At 51.3% G+C, this 24,269-nt stretch carries 19 protein-coding genes and 1 pseudogene; all 20 read left to right on the forward strand.

The genetic code is table 11. The features are described from left to right. Positions 1–14 precede the first annotated feature (14 nt). The 20 genes and pseudogenes from NQ534_RS12150 (at position 15) to NQ534_RS12245 (ending at position 24,149) form a co-directional block, all read left to right on the forward strand. Positions 15–1,853 carry a DUF3863 domain-containing protein gene (locus NQ534_RS12150; protein WP_040781615.1) on the forward strand — a complete coding sequence of 613 codons (1,839 nt, stop codon included), beginning with the start codon at positions 15–17 and terminating at the stop codon, positions 1,851–1,853. Next, on the forward strand, positions 1,826–2,050 hold the full coding sequence (locus tag NQ534_RS12155) for a hypothetical protein (protein ID WP_040781612.1): 225 nt from the start codon (positions 1,826–1,828) through the stop codon (positions 2,048–2,050). The genes NQ534_RS12150 and NQ534_RS12155 overlap by 28 nt, the downstream gene beginning before the upstream one ends. A 202-nt stretch (positions 2,051–2,252) precedes the next feature. Further along, positions 2,253–3,401 (forward strand): glycoside hydrolase family 53 protein, encoded by a 1,149-nt coding sequence (locus NQ534_RS12160; RefSeq protein WP_006860473.1) that lies wholly within the window; start codon positions 2,253–2,255, stop codon positions 3,399–3,401. A gap of 221 nt (positions 3,402–3,622) precedes the next feature. Further along, positions 3,623–4,390 (forward strand): TraX family protein, encoded by a 768-nt coding sequence (locus NQ534_RS12165; RefSeq protein ID WP_143115819.1) that lies wholly within the window; start codon positions 3,623–3,625, stop codon positions 4,388–4,390. Between the two features lie 265 nt (positions 4,391–4,655). Next, positions 4,656–5,495, forward strand: a pseudogene (locus NQ534_RS12170) (KilA-N domain-containing protein). Positions 5,496–5,747: 252 nt separating this feature from the next. Then, positions 5,748–7,283, forward strand: coding sequence for a DUF1538 domain-containing protein (locus NQ534_RS12175; RefSeq protein ID WP_006860469.1), 1,536 nt, complete (start codon positions 5,748–5,750; stop codon positions 7,281–7,283). Positions 7,284–7,409: 126 nt separating this feature from the next. After that, complete coding sequence (locus NQ534_RS12180; RefSeq protein WP_040781820.1) at positions 7,410–8,099, forward strand: P-II family nitrogen regulator; 690 nt, start codon at positions 7,410–7,412, stop codon at positions 8,097–8,099. Between the two features lie 217 nt (positions 8,100–8,316). After that, positions 8,317–9,294 (forward strand): LacI family DNA-binding transcriptional regulator, encoded by a 978-nt coding sequence (locus NQ534_RS12185; protein ID WP_040781818.1) that lies wholly within the window; start codon positions 8,317–8,319, stop codon positions 9,292–9,294. A gap of 83 nt (positions 9,295–9,377) precedes the next feature. After that, complete coding sequence (locus tag NQ534_RS12190) at positions 9,378–10,388, forward strand: LacI family DNA-binding transcriptional regulator (protein ID WP_040781608.1); 1,011 nt, start codon at positions 9,378–9,380, stop codon at positions 10,386–10,388. Positions 10,389–10,594: 206 nt separating this feature from the next. Next, entirely contained in the window at positions 10,595–11,068 is a 474-nt protein-coding gene (locus tag NQ534_RS12195; protein ID WP_006860465.1) for a NanQ anomerase/TabA/YiaL family protein, read from the forward strand. A 26-nt stretch (positions 11,069–11,094) separates the two neighbouring features. Then, positions 11,095–12,096: a 3-dehydro-L-gulonate 2-dehydrogenase gene (gene yiaK / locus NQ534_RS12200; protein ID WP_040781606.1), complete on the forward strand. Its 1,002-nt coding sequence runs from the start codon at positions 11,095–11,097 to the stop codon at positions 12,094–12,096. Positions 12,097–12,130: 34 nt separating this feature from the next. Continuing rightward, the gene (locus tag NQ534_RS12205; RefSeq protein ID WP_006860462.1) at positions 12,131–13,147 is read left to right on the forward strand and encodes a TRAP transporter substrate-binding protein; all 1,017 of its coding nucleotides are present in this window, start codon (positions 12,131–12,133) and stop codon (positions 13,145–13,147) included. Continuing rightward, on the forward strand, positions 13,144–13,623 hold the full coding sequence (locus NQ534_RS12210) for a TRAP transporter small permease (protein ID WP_006860461.1): 480 nt from the start codon (positions 13,144–13,146) through the stop codon (positions 13,621–13,623). Before NQ534_RS12205 ends, NQ534_RS12210 begins: the two co-directional genes overlap by 4 nt. Position 13,624: 1 nt before the next feature. Beyond that, entirely contained in the window at positions 13,625–14,932 is a 1,308-nt protein-coding gene (locus NQ534_RS12215) for a TRAP transporter large permease (RefSeq protein WP_006860460.1), read from the forward strand. Positions 14,933–15,284: 352 nt separating this feature from the next. Then, on the forward strand, positions 15,285–16,547 hold the full coding sequence (locus NQ534_RS12220; RefSeq protein WP_006860459.1) for an ABC transporter substrate-binding protein: 1,263 nt from the start codon (positions 15,285–15,287) through the stop codon (positions 16,545–16,547). A 96-nt stretch (positions 16,548–16,643) separates the two neighbouring features. Further along, complete coding sequence (locus tag NQ534_RS12225) at positions 16,644–17,525, forward strand: carbohydrate ABC transporter permease (protein ID WP_040781599.1); 882 nt, start codon at positions 16,644–16,646, stop codon at positions 17,523–17,525. Then, positions 17,525–18,385 carry a carbohydrate ABC transporter permease gene (locus NQ534_RS12230; protein WP_006860457.1) on the forward strand — a complete coding sequence of 287 codons (861 nt, stop codon included), beginning with the start codon at positions 17,525–17,527 and terminating at the stop codon, positions 18,383–18,385. The genes NQ534_RS12225 and NQ534_RS12230 overlap by 1 nt, the downstream gene beginning before the upstream one ends. Positions 18,386–18,544: 159 nt before the next feature. After that, on the forward strand, positions 18,545–20,065 hold the full coding sequence (locus NQ534_RS12235; protein ID WP_050778264.1) for a glycoside hydrolase family 32 protein: 1,521 nt from the start codon (positions 18,545–18,547) through the stop codon (positions 20,063–20,065). 10 nt (positions 20,066–20,075) lie between these two features. Beyond that, the gene (locus NQ534_RS12240) at positions 20,076–21,944 is read left to right on the forward strand and encodes an alpha-amylase family glycosyl hydrolase (protein WP_006860455.1); all 1,869 of its coding nucleotides are present in this window, start codon (positions 20,076–20,078) and stop codon (positions 21,942–21,944) included. An 18-nt stretch (positions 21,945–21,962) separates the two neighbouring features. Continuing rightward, entirely contained in the window at positions 21,963–24,149 is a 2,187-nt protein-coding gene (locus tag NQ534_RS12245) for an alpha-galactosidase (protein ID WP_006860454.1), read from the forward strand. Positions 24,150–24,269: the final 120 nt, after the last annotated feature.

The following is a 24,269-nucleotide window of genomic DNA, read 5'->3' on the forward strand; positions in this document are numbered from 1 at the left end:
GGAATGTACCTGTTATGGAACAGTTTATTGTAAATATTATCCACCGGCCGGAAATGGTTCCGGAATATGCGGAAAAAGTGACCGGACACGGTCAGGCGGAGGATATCGGGCGCAAGGCGCTGCTGACAGAAAGTCTCGACATTTTTAAGACGCAGCAGGAATGCGCGCACAAAAACGGTTTAAAAACGACAATCCAGATGACGTATGCCAGTCTGTTCAATGACGAGGCTGTGGCGCTCGCAAAGGAGCATCACGAAAAATACGGCGACGAAATCGGACTGACGCTGCTGGGTCTTCCGTGCAAGGAATTCCGCGAGAAATATAAAACGAAGGATTTCTGCATCTGGATGTTTTCGATGGAGGACAAGAAGGCGATCGTAAAGGACGTCTTCGAAAAATTCCATGAGCGCTTCGGCTTTTATCCGGAATCGACCGGCTCCTACTATATGGATGCGGAGCTGACAAATTATATCAAAGAGCAGTATCCGTCCGTGAAATGCGCGGTTGCGACCTGCTGGGAGGAAGGTCCGAAGGCGTACCACACCTGCAATAACAGCTGGTATACCTTTATGGACGGCGGTCCCTGGGCGCCGTGGATTCCGTCGAAGCAGAACACGCACGCACCGGCGGCCAATGAGGCGGAGGATTCCGGTATTGTGGCGATTCCGCATCTGAGCCGCGACCTGATTGCCTGCTACGACGGCAACGGCTCCAATTTCGGAACACATCCGCAGAACGTTCTGCGCGGTATGATTTACGACACTGAGACCTGGGAATATCCGTATCTGTATAATCTGATTGACCAGTTCCGTTATCAGGCGAAATTCAATAACGGCTACGCTTACAACATGATGTTTGTGGGACCGGGCTGGATGAACAAGATGGGACGCTGGGAGGCGCCGTATGAGCTGCTGCTGAAATCCTATGAGGACGGCTGCGCATATTACGGAAAGCTGAAAAAGGAAGGAAAGCTCACGGATATGACGATGAGCGAGTTCGCGGATTTCTATCGTCAGAAAAAATCTTACACCGAGCCGGAGTGCGCGCTGTGGAGAGATATTCTGTATGGCAGTAAGAAGCAGGTGTTCTGGTACTGCGACCCGTATATGCGCGTGGGCGTAAATATGGACCAGGGCGGTGCAATCGTCGACCTGCGCCCCTATGCCGCAAAGCTGAACTGGCCGGTGGGCATCGGCACGCCGCACATCCAGGATGCAAGCTATCCGTTCCTTATCCAGGAAAAGTACCGTGCGGGTTACTTTACGCATTATGCGGGCGAGGGAACCGTGCGCAGCGCCAAAATCTGTCACAACGGAGAAGAGGTTGACCTGTGCCTGTGCCGCACGAAGGCTCATTTTTCGCAGGACGGCAAAAACCGCGTGCTGACGCTTGACCCGGTGGAAATTGAGTTTTCCGATCTGACGGTGAAGCTGCAGACCGTATTGACATTCATAGAGGGAACCGGTACGATTAAGACGGAGCGACGGGTACTGGAGATGAGCAATCCGGAGGCAGAGGTGACGATTAACGAATACATGGTCGGCTGCTACGGGACGACCGAGTACACCGAGGACATGAGCAGCCTGACGCTTGCCATCGAAAAAGCGGGCGAAAAAGAGACGCTTTCCTATGAATATAAGTGCCGCGAGGTTTCCATGCCGGAGGCTGAAAAGGTAAGCTGCACGCTTCCGCCGATCGAGACGGTGGTTTCCATGAACTGTGAGGGCAGCGACAAGGAAGGATACTTTAAAGAAGGCTATGCGTTCAGCCCGATGTTTACCATCGGATATAACGGAAAATTAAATGACAAGGAGGTCTTCACGACATGGCTCAATCTGGAAAAGGCAGATTAAATTACCGTTGTCCGTCGTGCTTTATGCGTGACCTGGACCTTGATATGTTTTACGATAAGGATAAGAAGGAATATTATTGCCTGCGCTGCCAGTACAGAGGCACGGAGGAGGACGTCCTGGCGAAAAACCAGATGGCGCGTTTCCGCTACGGCGATATGATGACAAGATTCACCGAAGAGGATTTTGAAAACTTTTAAGTTTTAAAACAAAGCCGTGCAGGGGCATGGAAACATGAGGCTGCACGGCATTTGTTGCAATGTATCCGAAGAAAGCTGCCAGCGGCAGCTCCTTCAGGAAAAGCACGGTTTTAGTTACTGTGCACGACGTGAACAGTAACCGGTTTTATGCGCAGCGGGGTCTGCGCCGACAGACAGATTACAGTTACTTGCGAGGTGTGCGATGAAAAATCAATGGATTACCGGTATGGATCTTTCCACCCTGCTGGAGGTGGAGCGCTGCGGCGGAAAATTTTATGACGGGGGAGCCCGCCGCGATGCGATGGATATTCTGAAGGATTATGGGATGAATATGGTGCGGCTGCGCCTGTGGAACGACCCGTTTGACGAAAACGGAAATTCTTACGGGGCGGGCGGCAATGATATAGAGACGACACTTGCGCTGGCGAAGCGCGCGAAGGAAAAGGGAATCGGCTGGCTGCTGGATTTCCATTACAGCGATTTCTGGGCGGATCCCGGAAAGCAGATTCCGCCGAAGGCGTGGAAGGGAATGAACGCAGAAGAGCTGACAGTGGCGGTTCACGATTATACTGCGCAGGTGCTGCAGCGCTGCGCAGCGGAGGATATCCTGCCGCAGATGGTTGCGGTTGGAAACGAGCTGTCCAACGGGCTGCTCTGGCCCTGCGGAAAAACGCCGGATTTTAAAAATATCGTAAAGTTTATCAACGCGGGTATCCGCGCTGTGCATGAGGCGGCGCCGGAAATCCCGGTGATGCTTCATCTGGATAACGGCGGCAACAATGCGCTTTACCGCGGCTGGTTTGACGCGTACTTTGCGGAGGGCGGGGAGGACTTCACCTATATCGGGCTGTCGTATTATCCGTTCTGGCACGGAACGCTGGAAATGCTGCGGGAAAATATAAACGATATCGCGCAGCGGTACGGGAAAGATCTGATTATCGCAGAGGTTTCTATGGGCTACACGATGGAGGATTATCAAGTCTATGAAAAGCTGGACGACAGCCAGAGAAAAGGCATGGCGACCAGAAAAGAGCTTGTGGAAAAGATTGCTTATCCGATGACCCGGCAGGGACAGGCGGATTTTATGCGGGATGTCCTGCAGGTCATCCGGGAGGTGCCGCAGGGACATGGCAGGGGCTTTTTCTACTGGGAACCGGCGTGGATTCCGGTGCCGGGAAGCGGCTGGGCGACGGAAGAGGCCTGCGCGTACATGGGCGAGCAGGGACCTGGCGGAAATGAGTGGGCGAACCAGGCGCTGTTTGATTACGACGGCAATGCGCTTCCGGCGCTGGATGTAATCCGCAGCTTTGCGCAGAACGCCGGGAACGACGGGCAGCCTGCCGGAATGTAAACAGAGAGTGGACAGACGGTCTGCCGGATTTTGAGCGGAAAGCGGACGGAGCACCCGCCGGGGGTTCGCGGGAAAAACGGATGAAATAACATGCTTTCACATGGAAAGCGGACGAAAACAGCGGTTTGTATACGGAAAACAAAAAGAGAGAAGGCGTCCGGCGGCAAAAGGAAAATTGCGCCGGGCGTTCGTGGAAGGGAGAAGAACAGGAAATGGCTGGTATGACAGGAAGAAGAAACGTAGTCTGGAAGACGCCGGAGATTACCTCCTTCGGGCTGAAGATGTTCGCCTGCGCGGCAATGCTGCTGCAGACAATCGGGATTACCGTAGTGCAGAACGGAATCATTCATCTGGGCAGCTACACGCAGGAAGGATTATCAAAGGCGATGGAGGCGGATTCCACCCTCATGATGCAGGCGGGAATCGGCTCCGTCCTGCAGCTTATAGGGGGACTGGCGGTGCCGGTATTTGCGTTCCTTCTGGTGGAGGGCTTTTTAAATACCTCCAGCTACCGCAATTATCTGCTGGGCATGGTCATCTTTGCGCTGCTCAGTGAGATACCTTACGACTACGCCGTCAGCCAGAAGCTCATCGACTGGTCTTCCCAGAATGCGCTGGTGACAATGAGCATCTGCCTGCTGATGCTTTACTTCCTGCGCATGTGCAAAGAGCGCGGCGGCGCCGCAGGTAATCTGATGCAGGCGGTCATCGTGCTCTGCGCAATCGCCTGGGTGACGGTATTCCGCTCTGCGTATGGCCTTTGCATGGTACTGCTGGTGGCAGACTTCTACATCTTCTACACAAAAAATGTGCTGAAAACCATACTCGGCGTAATCGCAAGCCTGCTGTACGTCACAGGACCGCTTTCCTTCTATCCCATCTGGTGCTACAACGGCGTGCGCAAAGACAAATTCTCCAAATACGTCTTCTACGCCTTCTATCCGCTGCACCTGCTCGTACTGGGACTGATTGCGAATCTGCTTCTGTAATGCAGGCAGGATTATTGTAGAGCCTGAGCAGGAAAATAGGGAACGGGAAGACTATGGAAAGCAGCTTTCAAAAGAATTAACACAAAAGTTCGGAAAAGGGGTTTCGCGTTCTGATTTGCAAAATATGATATCTTAGCTACGTTAAGTTTTATATTGATGTATAGCGGAAAATGTGGGAGAATGAAGAGGAGTGTTCGGTAGGAGATTCTTAAATGAAAAAAATTAAGTGCTTTGAAAAGATGATAATGTGATTACAGGAGGCGTAATGGGGAAAATAATTAAAGATACAATTCATGCAAATGGAATCGATATCGGAATTTATACGCAGGATTTTGAAAATGAATTTATTTCATTGACGGATATTGCCAGATATAAGAGCGATGACCCAACGGCGGTTATTCAAAATTGGATGAGAAATCGGGATGTGATAGAATTTCTGGGACTATGGGAAAGGTTACATAATCCAGATTTTAAACCCCTCGAATTCGAGGGGTTTAAAAAGCAGGCAGGAGCAAACGCATTTACAATGTCGCCTAAGAAATGGATAGAAGCTACGGATGCTATTGGTATTGTTTCAAAAGCGGGGCGTTACTGAGGAACATATGCTCATAGCGACATTGCCATGTCTTTCGTAACCTGGATTTCTCCCGAATTCCAGTTATATATTATGAAGGATTATAGGCGATTAAAAACAGATGAAAACAGCCGATTATCTTTGAATTGGAATTTAAACAGAGAGATTTCTAAGTTAAATTACAGGATACATACAGATGCAATTAAAGAAAATCTGCTTCCGCCGGAATTGACATCTTCACAGATAGCTTATACATACGCTAATGAAGCAGATATGTTGAATGTTGTTTTATTTGGAAAAACCGCAAAACAGTGGAAAGATGAAAATCCGACTTCTAAAGGGAATATGAGAGATGCAGCGACATTGAATCAGTTGCTGGTGCTTGCAAATCTGGAAAGCTATAATGCGGTTTTGATTAATCAGGGGAAGAATCAAAAAGAGCGTATGGAATTGCTTCGGCAGTTGGCAATACAGCAATTGCAGACGTTGGAAACAGTAAGTTTAAATAATCTGCCACAATTAGGAAAGTAATTAACGAGAAGAATAGAGCGATAAGAAAAATCAGAAATGTGTATAGAAAGCTGTTTTGGTGATCAATGGCAGCAAAAGCAAGCAATGGTTGCCATTGATTTAAAGATTAATGAATTATGTTTGAGGGCGAAGAAAAGTTAATACTTTTTTTATGGGTATAACGCTTGTTTTGAAAAATGTTTTCCGGTATACTAATACTGTATTAAGATTGTATAAAGATTCATTATTAGTTAGTGCGGGAGGAAGTGCCGATTGCTGTATACGCCGGGGACGAGAGAAAAACTAAAAGAAAAATTAAGGGAGAAGCTGAAGGAATCGCTGCAGGCAGTGCTGCCGATTGTCGTAATCGTGCTGATACTGTCTTTTACCATCACACCGATTTCTCCAAGCATTCTCCTTTGTTTTTTAATAGGCTCGATTCTGGTCATTATCGGGATGATGTTTTTCACGCTCGGCGCGGAGCTTGCCATGTCGCCGATGGGCGAGCGCATGGGTGTGTGCATGGCAAAGACGCAGAAGCTGGGGATGGTTGTTGTGATTTCCTTCCTGCTCGGCTTTATCATTACCATATCGGAGCCTGATTTGCAGGTGCTGGCGCAGCAGGTGCCGTCGGTGCCGAATATCGTGCTGATTATAGCGGTGGCGTGCGGTGTCGGGCTGATGCTTGTGGTGGCGATTCTGCGTATGCTGTTCGGCATCGAGCTTTCGCGGCTTTTGTTTGTCTTATATCTGGCGGTTTTTGTGCTGGTGTTTTTTGTGCCGGAGAGCTTCCAGAGCATTGCGTTTGATTCCGGCGGCGTGACGACGGGACCGATGACAGTGCCCTTTATTATGGCGCTGGGCGTCGGCATCGCCTCCATCCGCAGCGACCGCCATGCGGCGGACGACAGCTTTGGTCTTGTTTCGCTCTGCTCGGTGGGACCGATTATTGCCGTGCTGCTGCTCGGCATGATTTATCATCCGCAGGAGGGCGCCTATGCACTGCAGGAAATTCCGGAGATAGCAGATTCAAAAGAACTCTGGGCGTTATTTGGCGAGGGCTTTCCGGTATATTTCCGGGAGATTGCCCTGTCGCTGCTTCCGATTGTACTGTTTTTCGGTATCTTCCAGATTCTGTTCTTAAAGCTTTCGAAGAAAAATATGGTAAGGATTCTGGTTGGTCTTGTCTATACTTATATCGGGCTGGTGCTGTTCCTCACGGGAGCCAATGTGGGCTTTATGCCTGCCGGAAACTATCTGGGACAGGTGCTTGCGAGCCTGAATCATCCGTGGATTCTGGTACCGATCGGTATGCTGATTGGTTTCTTTATCGTGCGCGCCGAGCCGGCGGTCTACGTGCTCAATAAGCAGGTGGAGGAGATTACGGACGGCATGATTTCTGCGGGAACGATGGGGACGGCGCTCTCCATCGGTGTGTCGGTGTCCGTCGGAATTGCCATGATACGTGTGCTCACCGGTATTTCCATTTTGTGGTTTGTGATTCCGGGCTATGCGATTGCCCTGGGAATCTCCTTCTTTGTTCCGAAAATTTATACGGCGATTGCGTTTGACTCCGGCGGCGTGGCGTCGGGACCGATGACAGCCACCTTTCTGCTGCCGCTGGCGCAGGGTGCCTGCATCGCGCTCGGCGGAAATATTGTCACCGATGCCTTTGGCGTAGTGGCGATGGTAGCGATGACGCCGCCGATTACCATCCAGCTCCTCGGACTGTTTTCACAGCTCAGGGCAAAACAGCCGGAGGTTGCAGAGCTGGGAGAGCTGGACGACGATGCGATTATCGAACTGTAGCGCTATAGACGGGGACTGCGTGAATGCGGCATCCGGTATGGGAGAAACGGGCATTTGCGCGCCGGATATCCGGTGCGGGGAAAGCCGCCGGATGTGCGTGCCGGGCGGCAGATGCGGGAGGAAAATATGAGCGAACTCTATATGATGGTATCTGTTTTAAATAAATATAAAGTAAAGAAGATTTCGGAATTTTACAATCAGCAGGGAATCAGCGTGATAATGTGGCTGATGGCGCGGGGAACCGCCGCCGGGGAGATTCTGGATTATTTTGGTCTGGAGGAATCGACAAAGGTGGTGCTGATTTCGCTGGTCACGCGCGAAACCTGGAATGAGGTGAAAAAGGGGCTGCGCGGGAAGCTGAATATCGAGGTGCCCGGCACAGGGATTGTCTTTATCATTCCGGTGAGCAGCATCGGCGGGAAAAAACAGCTTCAGTTTCTGACGGAGAACCAGAATTTTGTGAAGGGGGAGGAAAGCAGCTTGAAGGATACAAAGTATGAACTGCTGGTCGTTGTTTTAAACCAGGGATATACAGAGCTTGTCATGGATGCGGCGCGCGATGCGGGCGCGGGCGGCGGAACTGCGATTCACGCCAAGGGAACCGGAATGGAGGGGGCAAAGAAATTCCTCGGCGTTTCCCTTGCGGAGGAAAAGGAAATCGTACTGATCGTAGTGAAAAGCGGCGACAAAAACAGTGTGATGCGGGCGATTATGAATGAAGCGGGTCTGGAGAGCAAGGCGCGCGCCATTGTGTTTTCCCTGCCTGTCACAAGCGCGCTGGGGATGCGTCTGATGGAACCGGAGCCGGAGGAATAGAGAAGACGGGAGCTGTAACCGGGAGCCGTGTTATCGTTCGGGCGTCAGCCATGCACAGACAGAACTCAATATGTTTAGCACAGACAGAACTCAATATGTTTAGCGGTTGACACATTATCGGGGAAATGGTACAATAATGGGGGCGGATATTTCCGTCCCCATTGATGCCTCCGGAGGGCATCATGGTATTTGCGAAAACGACAGAGAAGGTGAAACAATGGCGACTTTAAAGGATGTTGCGCGGGAGGCGGGGCTGACCGTCGGCACGGTGTCGAGAGTGCTGAATAACAGGGGGTATATCAGCGAGCAGACGCGGGAAAAGGTGTATGATGTAATGAAGCGGCTGAATTATCAGCCCAATGAAATGGCGCGGTCGCTTTCCAAGCAGACCAGCAATACGATTGGCGTGATTGTTCCGCATATCGTTCATCCCTTTTTCTCGAAGGTAATCAGTAATCTGGAGCAGGCGGCGTACAGCAGCCAATATCGGATACTTCTTTTTAATTCCAAGGAAAAAGAAGAAAAAGAAGAAGAATACATAGAGGCGTGCAGGAGCAACCGGGTGGCGGGGGTCATCCTGTGCAGCGGCTCTTTCAATACTGCAAAATTTAAAAATCTCGGTTTCCCGCTGATTACGATTGAGCGGTTTCTTGACGAGGGGACGGCGGGAATCGAGTGCGACAACTACAGCGGCGGCGTGCAGGCGGCGGAGCATCTGATTGAAAGGGGCTGCCGGCATCTTCTGCACATCGGCGGTGTCAATGAGCTGCCGATGCCCGCGGACAGCAGAAAAGCGGCATTTGACGAGGTGTGCAGGCGGCATGGCGTGGAGCACCATGCGGTAGACCCCGGACAGGTATTTTATGACGACATGAACTATTATCCGGTTATCCGAAGCGCGCTGGAGCAATACCCGGAGACGGACGGGATTTTCGCCAGCTCCGATGTGATTGCGGCGCAGGCGATCCGGGTATGCCACGAAAAGAACATCGAGGTTCCGGGGCAGATGAAGATAGTTGGTTTCGATGATGTGAACATTGCCTCACTTACCTATCCTGCTATCACAACCGTCAGACAGCCGGTAAAGGAAATGGCGGAGGCGGCCGTTTCCGCGGTGGTGCGTTCCGCTGCGGGAGAAATGGTTCCGGCAAGAAGCGTCTTTCCGGTCAGCCTTGTGATAAGGGAGAGCACGTAAAAGCGAGATAAAAACGGTGCGGCTTGTTCTTTTTGAAATTGCCTGCTATAATAGGTGCAGAAAACGAAGAGGGGGGGATACGCGTGACGATTTATGATATTGCGCGGGAGGCAGGGGTATCTGCCAGTACAGTCTCACGGGTTATCAATCATAAGCCGGGAATTCGGGAAGAAACCCGCAGGCGTATTCAGAAGCTGCTGGAAGAGTATGATTATACGCCGGATATTGCCGCCAGAGGGCTTGCGACGCAGGCAACGCGGTTTATCGGTATTTTGATTGAAGATATCCGCGTTTCACACCATACAGAATCGGCATATGTGATTGAACAGGAGATGACACGGCGGGGATATACCTGCATTACTTTCAGCACGGGACCGGACTCCTCCCGCAAGGCGCAGTATATTCAGATTTTGGAGCAGCGGCGTGTGGAAGGCGTCATACTGATTGGCTCCATGTTTGCAAATGACGAAGTGCGCCGGAGCCTGGAACGTTGTCTGGCAGACATTCCGGTTATGCTGGTGAACGGTGAAATGGATTTGCCCAATGTTTACAGTGTTCTGATTGATGAGGAACGCGGGACAGAAGAATGCGTAAAGATGCTGGTCGAAAAAGGCTGCAGACGGCTGGTATATCTGATGGATGTGACGACGCCTTCCAATATAAAAAAACAGAGGGGATTTTGCACGGGACTGCTCCGCTATGGGCTGGAGGCGGGAGAGAATCGCATTTTTACAGCACCGGATGCGGATACCAGTCCGGGCGGCTCTATCAGACGCGGACGCCAGGGAACCTGCCGGCTTCTTGAGTCGGTGCCGGAGGTGGACGGGATTATCTGCGCCACGGATTTACTGGCAATCGGATGTCTGCAGGAGCTGCAGAAGCGTGGGATCGCAGTGCCTGGGCAGGTTTCTCTGATAGGCATCGATAATACGCTCTATGGTCAGCTTTGTACGCCGGCGTTGACTACGCTGGACAACAAGATGGCGCAGGTTAGTTTATCGGCTGCACGTATGCTGCTGGATGTACTGGATGGCAGAACGGTGAATCAGAAGCTGATGCTTTTTACAGAGATTATCAGACGCGAAAGCGCCTGAAGGGAGAATGTGCATAGCGCATTCTTTTTCTTTTCTATAGAATGCAATCGGTTGCAAATAAATGACGTATAAAGATAAGAAATTAGTAGTTTTTCACAAAATAAACAACGAAAATTTGGCTATTATACGGATTGAAATTGGCAAAATATACTGTTAATATAGTACCAGATCGAATCGCAACCGATTGCAAAACAAGGAGGAAAACAATGATATACGGAAACATTCATGCAAAGGAAACAGAAACAGCTTATACGTCTGTTATCCGCAAGGCGCTGGAAATCCTGCGCACTACAGATGTAACAAATATGCATCATGGAAAATATCCGTTGGAGGGGGACAGGCTGATTCTGCAGATCAATGAGGTGACCACCGGTCCGAAGAACACAAAGCGTCCGGAGGTCCACAGAGACTATATTGATGTGCAGTATATGGTTCATGGGCACGAACTGATCGGGTTTTATCCGGACTGCGGGGACGGCGCTGCCCTGGAGGACAATCTGGATTCTAATGACGTGCTGTTTTATCAGGAGCGGGAGGATAATCATGAAATCATGCTGCCTATGACAGACGGATGCTATGCAGTATTTTTTCCGGAAGACGTTCATCGTCCCTGCTGTATGATGAACGGGCCGGAGGAAGTAAAGAAAATTGTATTAAAAATTCGTGTGGACAGCCTGTAAACGGCGTCGGAGAGGGAGGAAAATTTATGCGTGTACCTTATGAAACAATGTTATCAGAATTTGAGCGTGTGCTGAAAAAATATGGATTTACCCCGGACAAGGCGCATGACTCCGCGGAGATTTTTGCTCAGAATTCTCTGGCTGGCGTATTCAGTCATGGACTAAACCGGTTTCCGGTGGTGGTAGATTATCTGCGCAAGGGCGGGATTGATCCGAAGGCAGAAGCAGTCTGCACGGCGAGCTTTGGCGCGATGGAACGCTGGGATGGTCAGCGCGGCTTTGGCCCGCTGAACGCGAAACGGGCGATGGACCGTGCCATTTCCCTGGCGAAGCAGTTTGGCATCGGCATGGTGGCGCTTGGCAATAATAATCACTGGATGCGCGGCGGCACATACGGCTGGCAGGCAGCGGACGCCGGCTGCATCGGTATCTGCTGGTCGAATACCTGCCCGAACATGCCGGCGTGGGGTGCAAAGGATAATCACATCGGCAACAATCCGTTGATCCTGGCGGTGCCGAAATCTGACGGAGAGCATATTATGGTGGACTGCGCGCTCAGCCAGTTCAGCTATGGAAAGCTGGAAACAACCCGTCTGGCAGGGAAAAAGCTTCCGGTGGCAGGCGGTTATGATGAGGAAGGCAGGCTTACCACCGACCCGGCGGCGATTGAACGTACCTGCCGTATGCTTCCGATTGGATACTGGAAGGGCAGCGGCCTTTCGATCCTGCTGGACATGATTGCGACGGTTCTCACAAATGCGAATTCTGTTGCCAGAATCGGCACGTTCGGGGATGAAATTGGTCTGACTCAGATTATGATTGCCATTGATCCATCGAAATTCCAGGATGCGTCTGTGACAGACAGTATCGTGGATGCGATCGCGGCTGATGTGATGAACAGTGAACCGGTGGAGGAAGGCGGAGAGGTACGCTGCCCCGGTATGGGTGAGCACCGCAGTCGCCGGGACAATCTGGAGAACGGCATTCCGGTAGCGGAGGAAAAATGGAACCAGGTCCTGGCAATGTGACGGAAGGGTCTGCAAGACAAAGGAGGAGCCTATCGTGAAGAAAAAACATGTTCTGGTCCTGCAGGCGGTGCTGGGGATGGCTCTGCTGACCGGATGCGGTGTGATAAATGAGGAGGAAGAGAAGACGCAGATTATCCGTGTGGCTTTCAACCAGCCGGAAACACATGCCGAATATATTGCGCTCGCTGATTTTGGCGAAAAGTTTGAGAAGGCTACGGATGGACGATATGAAGTGCAGATTTATCCCAATGCAGTTCTGGGCGACCAGGGACCTGTGACAGAGATGATCCGTACCGGAGCGCTGCAGCTGGCAGTAGTGCCGGTTTCGGTGCCGGAAAGCTACAATGAGGATTTTGCCATCATAGCGGCACCCTATCTTTATGACGATCTGGAACAGATGGAGACGGCTGCCCGCGAAGGCGTATTCGACTCACTGTTTACAACGACGGATAAATTTAACTTTGAAATTGTCAGCCTGTATACTTCGGGCGCACGCCATATCTATACGGATAAGCCTGTTGTCACGCCGGAGGACCTGAAGGGTTATAAAATACGTGTGCAGGATTCGGAGGTCTACATTCAGATGATGAATATGATGGGCGGCGTCGGAATTCCAATGGCGCAGAGCGAGGTCTATGCAGCGGTGCAGCAGCATGTCATCGAAGGCGGTGAAAACTCAGAGGTAGTTTACGACAATTTCAAGCATTATGAGGTCTCGCCTTATTTCAGCTATACGAACCATCTGGTTATGACGGATGTGGTAATTGCTAATCGAGATTTTCTTGATAAGATGGATCCTGAGACCCGCCGGATTTTTGATGAACTGATAAAGGAATCGATGGAAGTGGAATTTGCAGCCTGGGACGAAAATATTGAGCATGCGAAAAGCACGCTGGAAAAGCAGGGGGTTACGTTCGTGGAGTCTGATACAGAAGCTTTTCGGGACAGGTGCGCGCCGCTTCTGGAGTCGATTGCCGGCCGCTCCGATATGACACGCGAGGTGTATGACCGGATTATGGAGATTAAAGCAAGGGAGGAGAATGGGGAATGAAACGATTGCGAAACGCTATCAACAAGCTGGTAGAGGTTTTTTCGGTACTGCTGATCGCGGTCATGGTACTCCTGGTATTGTGGCAGGTAGTAGCGCGCTATATGCTGAACAGTCCCAGCGCTTTCAGCGAAGCGCTGACACGGTATCTGTTTGTCTGGCTGGTCCTGGTCACTGCAACGTATGCCTTTGGAAGCCGGGAACATATGTACATATCGGCGCTCAATGATAAGCTGCGCGGCGGTGTGAAAACGGCTGTCGGCATTGGGATCGAGGCGCTGACGATCCTGTTTGCCGCCTGTGTGATGATATACGGCGGAAGCAGCATTACCGCCATGCAGATGGTTTCCCTTGATTCCAGCCTGCATATTCCTATGGGAATCGTTTATGCCATTATTCCTGTCTGTGGAGTAATTACTGTGTTCTACTGCATGTGCAATATTGCAGAGGAACTTGGGAGAAGAAAGGAGAGTGCCTGATATGTCCCTTGCTGTTCAAACTGCCATTGTCATGGTTGTACTGCTGGTCATTATGCTGGCTATGGGTGTTTCCATCAGCGTATCGGTGGGATTGTCAAGCGCCGTGGCGATGCTCTGTATGCTGCCCGCCGACGTTTCTTTTACAACCAGCGCCCAGCGGCTTTTTGCCGGCGCCAACTCGTTTTCACTGATTGCGATCCCGTTCTTTATACTGGCGGGGAATCTGATGAATAACGGCGGCATCGCGGAGCGTCTGGTGAATGTGGCAAAGGTCATCGCAGGAAGGATGCCCGGCGCGCTGGCGCAGACAAATATTATCGGAAACATGATGTTTGGTGCGATTTCCGGCTCCGGTGCGGCGGCCGCCGCTGCTATGGGCGGAGTGATCGGTCCTATGGAGAAGAAAGAAGGCTATGACGACGCCTATAGCACAGTGGTCAACATTGCCTCTGCTCCCACCGGAATGCTGATACCGCCGTCTAACCTGATGATCGTGTATTCTACCGTTGCAGGCAGTGTTTCGGTTGCGGCGCTGTTCATGGGCGGGTATCTGCCCGGTATCCTGTGGGGAGCGGCTGTTATGGTGCTTGCGGGCATCACTGCCAGAAGGCGGGGATACGTGATTAAAGAAGCGGTAACTGCCAGGATGGCATTAAAAGCGGTTCTGGATGCGATTCCGAGTCTGCTGCTCATTGTTATTATCATTGGCGGCATTCTGTGCGGCGCATTCACCGCTACCGAGGCAAGTGCGGTGGCTGTAGCTTATGCTGCCATACTGGGATTGATCTATAAGGGATTCACAATCAGAGATTTGCCGCGCATTATACTTGCCTCCGCCAAAATGACAGGTATTATCACGTTGATGATCGGGTTATCCTCAATTATGTCGTGGGTGATGGCATTTACCGGTCTGCCGGATATTATTGCAGGCGGGATTCTCTCGATGACAGACAATAAGTACGTGATACTGATGCTGATGAATGTGATTTTACTGGTGGTGGGAACCTTCATGGATCCTACGCCGGCGGTACTTATTTTTACTCCCATATTCCTGCCAATCTGCCAGACTTTTGGCATGCATCCGGTGCAGTTTGGCATCATGGTCAGCATGAACCTCTGTATTGGCACCATTACACCGCCGGTCGGTTCTATTCTGTTTACCGGTTGTAAGGTGGGTGGTATAAAGATTGAGAAGGTAATCAGAGAACTGCTGCCTTATTTCGGTGTAATTCTCATCGCCCTGCTTCTGGTCACCTATATTCCGTCCATTTCTATGGCGCTGCCGGAAGCTGCCGGACTGATTAAATAAAGGAAAGAATAAGGAAAGGAGAAGCCGTCTTGTGGACGGCTTTTTTGTTGCCATGCATCCGAAGGGAGCTGCCGGTGGCAGGTCCTGTAGGTATAGGAATATTGCCGGATTTCCTTTTGAAAACATAACATGCGATGAACATCTATAAAAATGGGATAAAATATCGAGTAATCACTTTTTTGACAAAATCAATGGTAAAATCATACAAAAACGGAAATGAGTTTTCGTGAATATGTACTGAAAATGCAAAAATGGGGCGATTTTATTGTGACAAACGGTTGACATATAAAGTAAGGTATGCTAAGATACGATTATCAAAAAACAAACAGAAAATCTGAAGGAGGATTACAAAATGAAAAGAAAAGTATCTCTGGCAATGGCGGCTGTTATGACAGCTTCGATGGCGGCCGTAGGTTCCGTACCGGCAGCGGCGGCGGATGTATCTATCACGATCTTCAATTCCAAGATGGAGATTCAGAGCCAGCTTGAGGAGAAAGCAGCAGAGTATGGCGAGCAGGCAGGCGTAGATATCGAGGTTTACTACTCCAACGATACGGTTTCCGCCCACATGGCGACCAGATACGCATCGGAGGACCCGTACACACTGGCAATGGTAGACGCGAAGGATATCTACTCTCTGGCAGGAGAACATGCTATTGATTTAAGCGACCAGGAATGGGTGAAGGATACCAACTATGCAATCGGTGTAAACGGACAGATCAACGGCTTCCCGGTATGCGTAGAGGCACGTGGTATCATCTATAATGCAGACGCGATCGAGGCTATCACAGGCGAGACCTTCAATCCGGAAGATTACGCGACACTGGATGCGTTTAAGGGACTGCTGGATACGCTGGTTGCAGGCGGCATGGAATCTCCGGTCGGCATTATGAAGGAGGACTGGTCACTTGGCGGACACTACCTGGCTGAGATTTACGAGCAGCAGGAGGATGTGGATGCGTTTGTGGATTCTCTCTATGCGGGAACCGCGGACCTGATTAACAATGAAAAATTCAACTCCATGATGGACACGTTTGATACACTGATGCAGTACAATTACGCGAAGGATTCCGCGATTGCGGCAGAGCGTGAGGTAACAGAGCAGAAGCTGGCGGAAGGCGAAATCGCGTTCATGTTCGGCGGCAACTGGGACTGGTCCGTAATCAATGCGTATGAGTACAGCGAAAACATGGGTATGATGCCGATTCCGCAGAATACGGAAGACGGAACAAATGCAAAGCTTGTAGGCGGCGGTTCCAAATATTTCTTCATTGATTCTTCCGATAATACCAGCGACGAACAGCGTCAGGCTGCAAAGGATTTCCTCAACTGGCTGGTATACGATGAGGCTGGACAGAGCTTCCTGGTAAATGACTGCGCACTGGTTCCGGCTTACTCCAACATCACACTGGAAGTAGCAGACCCGCTGGGACGTTCCGTAAAGGAATTTGTTGATACAGATTCTCTTATCGCCAACTACGATTATCTGCCGGATGACCATTACTCTATCTGCGGCGCTTCCTTCCAGAAGTATCTGGCAGGCCAGAGCGACCGTGCCGGCTTTGCAACCGAAATTGAAAACTACTGGAAATCTACGACTCCTGTTGAAAAATAAGAAACATGAAGTGTGAGACGCCGGCTGCGTGCCGGCGCCCCGCATCAGAGAGCGTCCCTTCCGTGGGACGGCAAAAAGAAGGAGGAGAGAGAAAGCATGAAAAGAAATACCATGTCGTACAAGATTAAACAGTACGTGATGTTTGCGGGTCCGGCGACGATTCTGTTTGTCGCGGTTGTGCTTCTTCCGTTTGTTTATGGTCTGTATCTGACATTCACAAGCTGGGACGGTGTTTCAAAATCCAAACCATTTGTCGGCTTTGCAAACTATATCGCGGCATTCCGGGATACGGCATACTGGCAGGCGCTTGGAAGAACACTGATTTACTCGGTAATTGCAGTTATTCTGGTTAATGTGGTGGCATTTTTCCTGGCATACCTTGTAACGAGCGGAATCAAGGGACAGAACTTCTTCCGCGCAGGCTTCTTTATCCCGAACCTTATCGGCGGTATCGTACTTGGTTATATCTGGAAATTTGTATTCAACCGTGCGCTGGTGGCGCTGGGACAGGCACTTTCTGTCGGCTGGCTCTCCACCTCGTGGCTGGCGACGCCCAACGGAGCGATGGCATGTCTGATTATCGTATCGGTATGGCAGTACGCCGGATATATGATGCTGATTTATGTCGCCGGTTTTATGAGTGTTCCGAAGAGCCTGATGGAGGCGGCGCAGATAGACGGCTGCACAAAGTCACAGGCAACCATCAACGTAACGATTCCGCTGATGCGTTCTTCTTTTGTACAGTGTCTGTTCCTGACAATCACACGCTGCTTTATGGTTTACGATGTGAACCTTTCTTTGACAAAGGGCGAACCGTTCGGTTCCTCGGTGATGGGTGCCATGCACGTATACAATCAGGCGTTCACATACAAGAATTACGGTACCGGTCAGGCGGAAGCGCTGATTCTGTTCGTTGTCTGCGCAATCGTAGGTGTGACACAGGTTTATGTTGGTAAGAAAGGGGAGGTGGAAGCATAATGGATGCGAATAAGAAAGCGGCGCAAAAGAAAACGGTTTCGCACGTTATCATGATGATTGTGCTTGTAATCCTGCTGTTTTTATTTATCTTCCCGTTCCTGCTGGTTGTAATCAACGTATTTAAAACGAAGGCGGATATTACTTCCAACCCGTTGGCACTGATCGGTGAGCACGGCTTTACGCTGGCGAACTTCCCGGAAGCGATGAAAAAGATGAATTTCCTCACGGTATTCGGAAACTCGCTGCTGGTTACCTCCGTTTCCACGGTGCTGACACTGCTGGTATCCTCGATGGCGGCTTTCGTTATCGTCCGCAATAAGTGGAAAGCGTGCAACATCCTGTTTTCCGGAATGATTGCTTCGATGGTCATCCCGTTCCAGGTACTGATGATTCCGCTGGTATCTCTTTACGGTGGTATCTTCGGAGTGCTGAACAGCCGCACAACGCTGATTCTGATGCATGTCGGTTTCTCGCTGTCGATGGCAACCTTCATGTTCCACGGAGCGATTCACACCAATATTCCGCTGGAGCTGGAGGAAGCGGCGCTGATAGATGGCTGTACCAGATGGCAGACCTACTGGAGAATTGTATTCCCGCTGCTCAAACCGACGATTGCAACGGTTGCGATTATCGACGCGATGGCGTTCTGGAATGACTATCTGCTTCCGAGCCTTGTACTTGGACGCAAGGAACTGTATACGATCCCGATTGCCACCCAGGCTTTCTACGGTACATATTCTACCGATATGGGGCTTGTAATGGCGGCGCTGCTCCTGGCGATGCTGCCGATCCTGATTCTGTACCTGTTCCTGCAGAGATATATTGTAGAGGGTGTAACCTCCGGTGCAGTAAAAGGCTGATGCGAAAGGGTTTTTCTGACGCAGCGGGAAGTGTATCTTGCATTCCCGCTGCGTTTTGTTTATGATATAAATGGTAGAATTGCGGAAGTGCGCAGCACGAAGCAATTCGTCTGGCATTTATGTATAAAGAAGAAACCAAACAGCTTAATGGAGGACACGATGATGGAATATAGTATGGAAATGAAACAGAAGTACCTGGGAATCCCGGTTTATGCAGAGGAACAGGAGGAAATGCTGGAGATTTTTGACGGCGGGGAGAAAATATTTGAATTCCAGGTGCCGGTATGCCAGGACGGAACGGGCAGAAAATGTGATTATTACAGCTATCTGAATATAGAGAAATACCGCGGGCGCACCCTGGTTCTGCGGGGAAATCTGCCGGAAGGATTTTTCGGGGAGATCTGCCAGACGGACAGCTATGCGCAGGAGCCGCTGACAAGACCGCTGATTCATTTTACGGCGCAGAGAGGCTGGATCAACGACCCGAACGGTCTGGTGTATCACAACGGCAGATATCATCTGTTTTTCCAGTACAATCCGATGAATACGCGCTGGCAGAATATGTCGTGGGGACATGCCATTGGTAAGGATCTGCTGCATTTTGAGCAGGTGGAGGATGCGCTCTATCCGGATGAGCACGGTACGATGTATTCGGGCTGCGGGCTTGTCAACGAGCGGGGAATGCTGAATCTGCCGAAGAATGCGCTGCTGTTTTATTACACGGCGGCAGGCGGCATGAATGAGTGGAGCAAAGGAAAAGAATTTACCCAGCGGATTGCTTACAGCACAGACGAGGGGGAGACGCTGGTAAAGCTTCCTGAGGAAGCTGTCGGCGTGATTGAGCAGGACAGCCGGGACCCGAAAATTTTCTGGCATGAGGAGACGCAGGCGTACATTATGGTACTGTGGCTCTGCGGGAATAAGTTTGGCTTTCTGCGCTCAGAAAACCTGAAGGAATGGAACATGACGGACAGCATCGAGCTTGCTGAGGCGTGGGAGTGCCCCGACCTGTTCTGCCTGGAATGCGGCGGCGAGCCTGTCTGGGTGTTTATGAGCGCGGACGGATTCTATTATCTGGGGCAGTTTGACGGCTATCATTTCCGGACGGACGGCGTGCAGAAAAAAGCGTATATCACCGGTCTGCCCTATGCGGCGCAGACCTACAGCGGGACGGCGGACCGCATCATCAGTGTGCCCTGGCTGCGCACGCACAATGCAGGAAAACTTTATACCGGCATGATGGGGCTTCCGCGGGAGCTGCATCTTGAAAAGCGCGGGGAGGATATCCGGCTTGCGCTGCTTCCGGTGCGCGAATATGAAGAAACAAAAGAGACGGCGGCGGAATTTGCGCTCGGCGGGGAGGGCTTTTCTCTGGAAACTGCAGAGGACGCGGTGACGGAGATCGTTCTGGAGCCGTCGGAATGTAAAAATATTTCCATGAAATTCTTCCATCAGGAGCTGGCTATCCGGGACAGAATGATTTTCTGCAAAGAGGAGCGGACATCGCTGCCGGAGGAGATTAAGGATATTCATATCCTGATTGACCGGGGAGTTCTGGAAATTTATGCGAATAACGGGACGCTGAACGTTTATTATGAAACGGATTCGGATGTCCTCAGAGGGAAAATTGAAATTAAGGGCGGAAAGGGGACGGGCAAAATCTGTACCTGGAAGCCGTAAGGAGGAGACCATGCAGACGCAGAAGGAGAAAAAAGGACAGGGCTTTGAGGAAGCGGAGTATCAGAAACGCTTTCAGAGGCATCTGGATGAGCTGAAGTGGCTCTATATGGAATTATATCAGAACGACTGGATGTTTGACGAGCTGTGCGGACAGATGCAGCGGTTTTACCGGGAGCGGCGCGAGGGTCTGAAGGAAATGGACCGCAGGCGCGAGAAAAATCCGGAATGGTTTAAACAAAATGACATGATGGGCATGATGCTGTACGTGGATAATTTTGCCGGCAATCTGCAGGGCGTGCGCGGAAAGCTTGATTATCTGAAGGAATGCGGCGTAAACTATCTTCATCTGATGCCGCTGCTGGAGAGCCCGAAGGGACGCTCGGACGGCGGTTACGCGGTAGCGGATTTCCGGAAGGTGCAGCCGGAGCTGGGCACGATGGAGGACCTCGAAGAGGTGGCGGATGCCTGCCATGAGAAAAAGATGAGTGTATGTATGGATTTTGTGATGAACCATACGTCTGAGGACCATGAATGGGCAGTGCGCGCGCGCCGGGGCGAGGGCGAGTACATGAGCCGCTATTTCTTCTTTGACAATTATGATATACCGGCGCAGTATGAGCGGACGGTGCCGCAGGTATTTCCGACAACGGCGCCCGGCAACTTTACTTATCTGCCGGAAATCGGTCACTATGTTATGACAACCTTTTACCCGTATCAGTGGGATCTGAATTACCGCAATCCGCGGGTCTTCAACGAAATGATGTACAATTTCCTGTTTTTTGCCAATGTGGGAATTGACGTGATTCGCATCGATGCGGTACCGTATATCTGGAAACAGCTTGGCACGGACTGCCGCAATCTTCCGCAGGTCCACACCATTGTGCGCATGATGCGCATGATCGGCGAGATCGTCTGCCCCGGTGTCGTATTGCTGGGCGAGGTGGTGATGGAGCCGTCCAAGGTGGCTCCGTATTTTGGAACGGTGGAGAAGCCGGAATGCCACATGCTGTATAACGTGACGACGATGGCGACGATGTGGAATTCGCTGGCGACCAGGGATACCCGTCTTTTGAAACGGCAGATGGATATTCTGGCAGGTTTGCCGAAGGAATATGTATTTCTGAATTATCTCCGCTGTCATGATGACATTGGCTGGGGACTGGATTATGCAACGCTGCAGTGGTGGGGCATGGAGGAGCGGTCCCACAAGCAGTATATCAATGACTTTTTCACCGGAAAGGCGGCGGGCAGCTACAGCCGCGGCGAGCTTTATAATGCGGATCCGGTGACGGGGGACGCCCGCTTCTGCGGAACGGCGGCTTCCATGTGCGGTGTGGAGAAGGCGGGCTTCGAGCAGGATGATGAGCAGATGACGTATGCAATCCAGCGGGATTTGATGCTTCATGCGTTTATGTTTACGCAGTCCGGCATTCCGATGCTCTATAGCGGCGACGAGGTGGGGCAGACGAATGATTACGCATACAGGGATGTCCCGGAAAAAGCGCCGGATTCCCGTTACGTTCACCGCGGAAAATTCCGTTGGGAGCTGGTGGAAGAGATAAAGCAGCCTGGCACGGTCTCGGAGCGGATTTTCCACGGCCTGCAAAAGCTGGAAAAAATCCGCGCGAACGAAAAGGTATTTACCTCAACGGCAGAGTTTTATACGCTGGAGACCGGCGAGCAGGCGATAATTGGCATCGTGCGCAGGTATGAGGGAGAGAAGCTGATAGGGCTTTTTAACTTCAGCGAATTTGAAAAGACCGCCTGGATTGAAGAGACGGACGGGGAATACAAAGATTTGGTTACCGGGAAGAATATGACGGCATCGGCGGTGAAGGTGCCCGGAAACGGATTCTTCTGGCTGAAAAGAGTAAAATGATAAGGAGAGGCATAGCAAATGGCTATTTTATATAATGAGCAGGCAAAAACATTTACGCTCCAGACGGCAAAGAGCACCTATCAGATAAAGGTGGATGAGCACGGCGTGCTGCTGCACACGTATTATGGCGCGCCCGCCGGTGAAAGTGATTTTTCTTATCTGATCGTTCCGGAGGACCACGGTTTTTCCGGGCAGCCGGGCGATGTAAATGACCGTACCTACTCGATGGATTATTATCCGCTGGAGTATGCGGTTTACGGGAACGGCGACTTTCGCGTCCCGGCGATGAAAGCGGGCAGAGCGGGAGCTGTTCCGGCTCTGGATCTGCGCTATGTCTCGCATCAGATTTATGATGGAAAATACGCGCTGCCTGAGCTTCCGGCGATGTTTGCCGGGCAGGAGAGCGATGTGCAGACACTGGAGATCACGCTGAAGGATTTATATGAAGAGATTTATGTAAAGCTTTTTTACGGGGTGTTTGCAGAGAAAAATGTGATTACCCGCGCGGCGGCGGTGGAAAACCGGGGCACATCTACGGTGGAGCTTGGGCGCATGATGAGCATGTCAATGGATTTTCCGGACGAAGAGCTGGAGCTGCTGCATTTTTACGGAAAGCACGCGGGAGAGCGGCAGGCGGAACGCAGAGCGCTTCCTCACGGCATTACGGAAATTAGCAGCGGACGCGGAACGTCCAGCCACCAGCACAATCCGTTTGTGATTCTCTGTGAGAAGGGCGCGACGGAGGATGCCGGCGGCTGCTATGGAGTTTCGCTTTTATACAGCGGCTGCTTCCGCATTCAGATGGAGCGCGATCAGTTTGACAGCCTGCGCCTGGTATGCGGTCTTTCCGATGACGAATTTTCCTGGACGCTGCAGCCGCAGGAGTGCTTTTATACGCCGGAGGCAGCGCTTTCCTACACGCCGGATGGTCTGACAGATCTGTCGCAGTGTCTGCAGCGGGCTTATTTCGACTGTCTGATACGCAGCCCGTGGAAAAACAAAAAGCGCCCGGCTCTGGTAAACAACTGGGAAGCGACATACTTTGATTTTAACGCGGAAAAGCTGCTGGCGATCGCACGGCAGGCGGCGGACCTCGGACTGGACATGATGGTGCTGGACGACGGCTGGTTCGGAAAGCGCGACGACGACAATTCCGGGCTTGGCGACTGGTATGTGAATGAAAAGAAGCTGGGCTGCAGCCTGAGAGAGCTTGTGGAGGAAATAAAGAAGCTGGGACTGAAATTCGGTATCTGGATAGAGCCAGAGATGGTTTCCGAGGACAGCGACCTCTACCGCGCGCATCCGGAATGGGCGCTGACGATTCCGGGAAGGCAGCCGGGACGCGGCAGAAACCAGCTTGCGCTGGATCTGTCAAACCGGGAGGTGCTGGAATATCTGAAGGGCTGTATCGACCGGGTGATGCAGAGCGCGGATATTTCCTATATAAAATGGGATATCAACCGCTGCATTGACAATATTTACAGCAATGCAAACCCGCAGCTTTCCCAGGGAGCGATCCGCCATCTTTATGTGCTGGGGCTGTACGAGCTGCAGGAATATTTGATTACGCGATACCCGGACGTTCTTCTGGAGGGCTGCAACGGGGGCGGCGGAAGATTTGACGCCGGAATGCTTTACTACGCCCCGCAGATTTGGTGCAGTGACAATACGGATGCAATCGAGCGTCTGCGGATACACTATGGAACCTCCTTTGGCTACCCGATGTCGGCGGTTGCCGCTCATGTGTCGGTATGCCCGAACCATCAGAACGGACGCGTCACGCCGTTTCAGACGCGTGGAATCTGTGCGATGCAGGGGTCGTTCGGCTATGAGCTGGATCTAAGCCTGCTGTCTGAGGAGGATAAACAGGAGGCGCGCAGACAGATTGAATTATATAACAAATACAGCGCGCTGTTTCAGCAGGGGAATTACTACCGCCTGAGCTCGCCGTTTGAAAACCGTGATTTCACCGCATGGAGCTATGTGTCGCAGGATAAAACGTGCGCCTCGCTGAGCGTGGTATTTACGGATTTACATGCAAACCCGAAGCCGCTGCGCGTAAAGTGGAAGGGACTGTTAAAAGATGCGCTTTATGAGGTCGGCAAAGAAACATACACTGGCGCGGCGCTCATGCAGGGCGGGCTGGTGCTGCCGAAACCGCGGTGCAACTACGATTCCTATATGATATGCATTGAGAAAAAATGAATATGCTGCCAGTCCTGCGTGGTGCTGCGGGTGAAGCGGGCATGAAATAAGATCCGGGGTGCCGGGTCTTATTTTAATTGCCATGCATACGACAAAAACGTCCGGTGGACGTTTTTTGGT

The sequence above is a fragment of the Marvinbryantia formatexigens DSM 14469 genome, assembly GCF_025148285.1.
In the GTDB taxonomy this organism is placed as follows: Bacteria; Bacillota; Clostridia; order Lachnospirales; family Lachnospiraceae; genus Marvinbryantia; species Marvinbryantia formatexigens.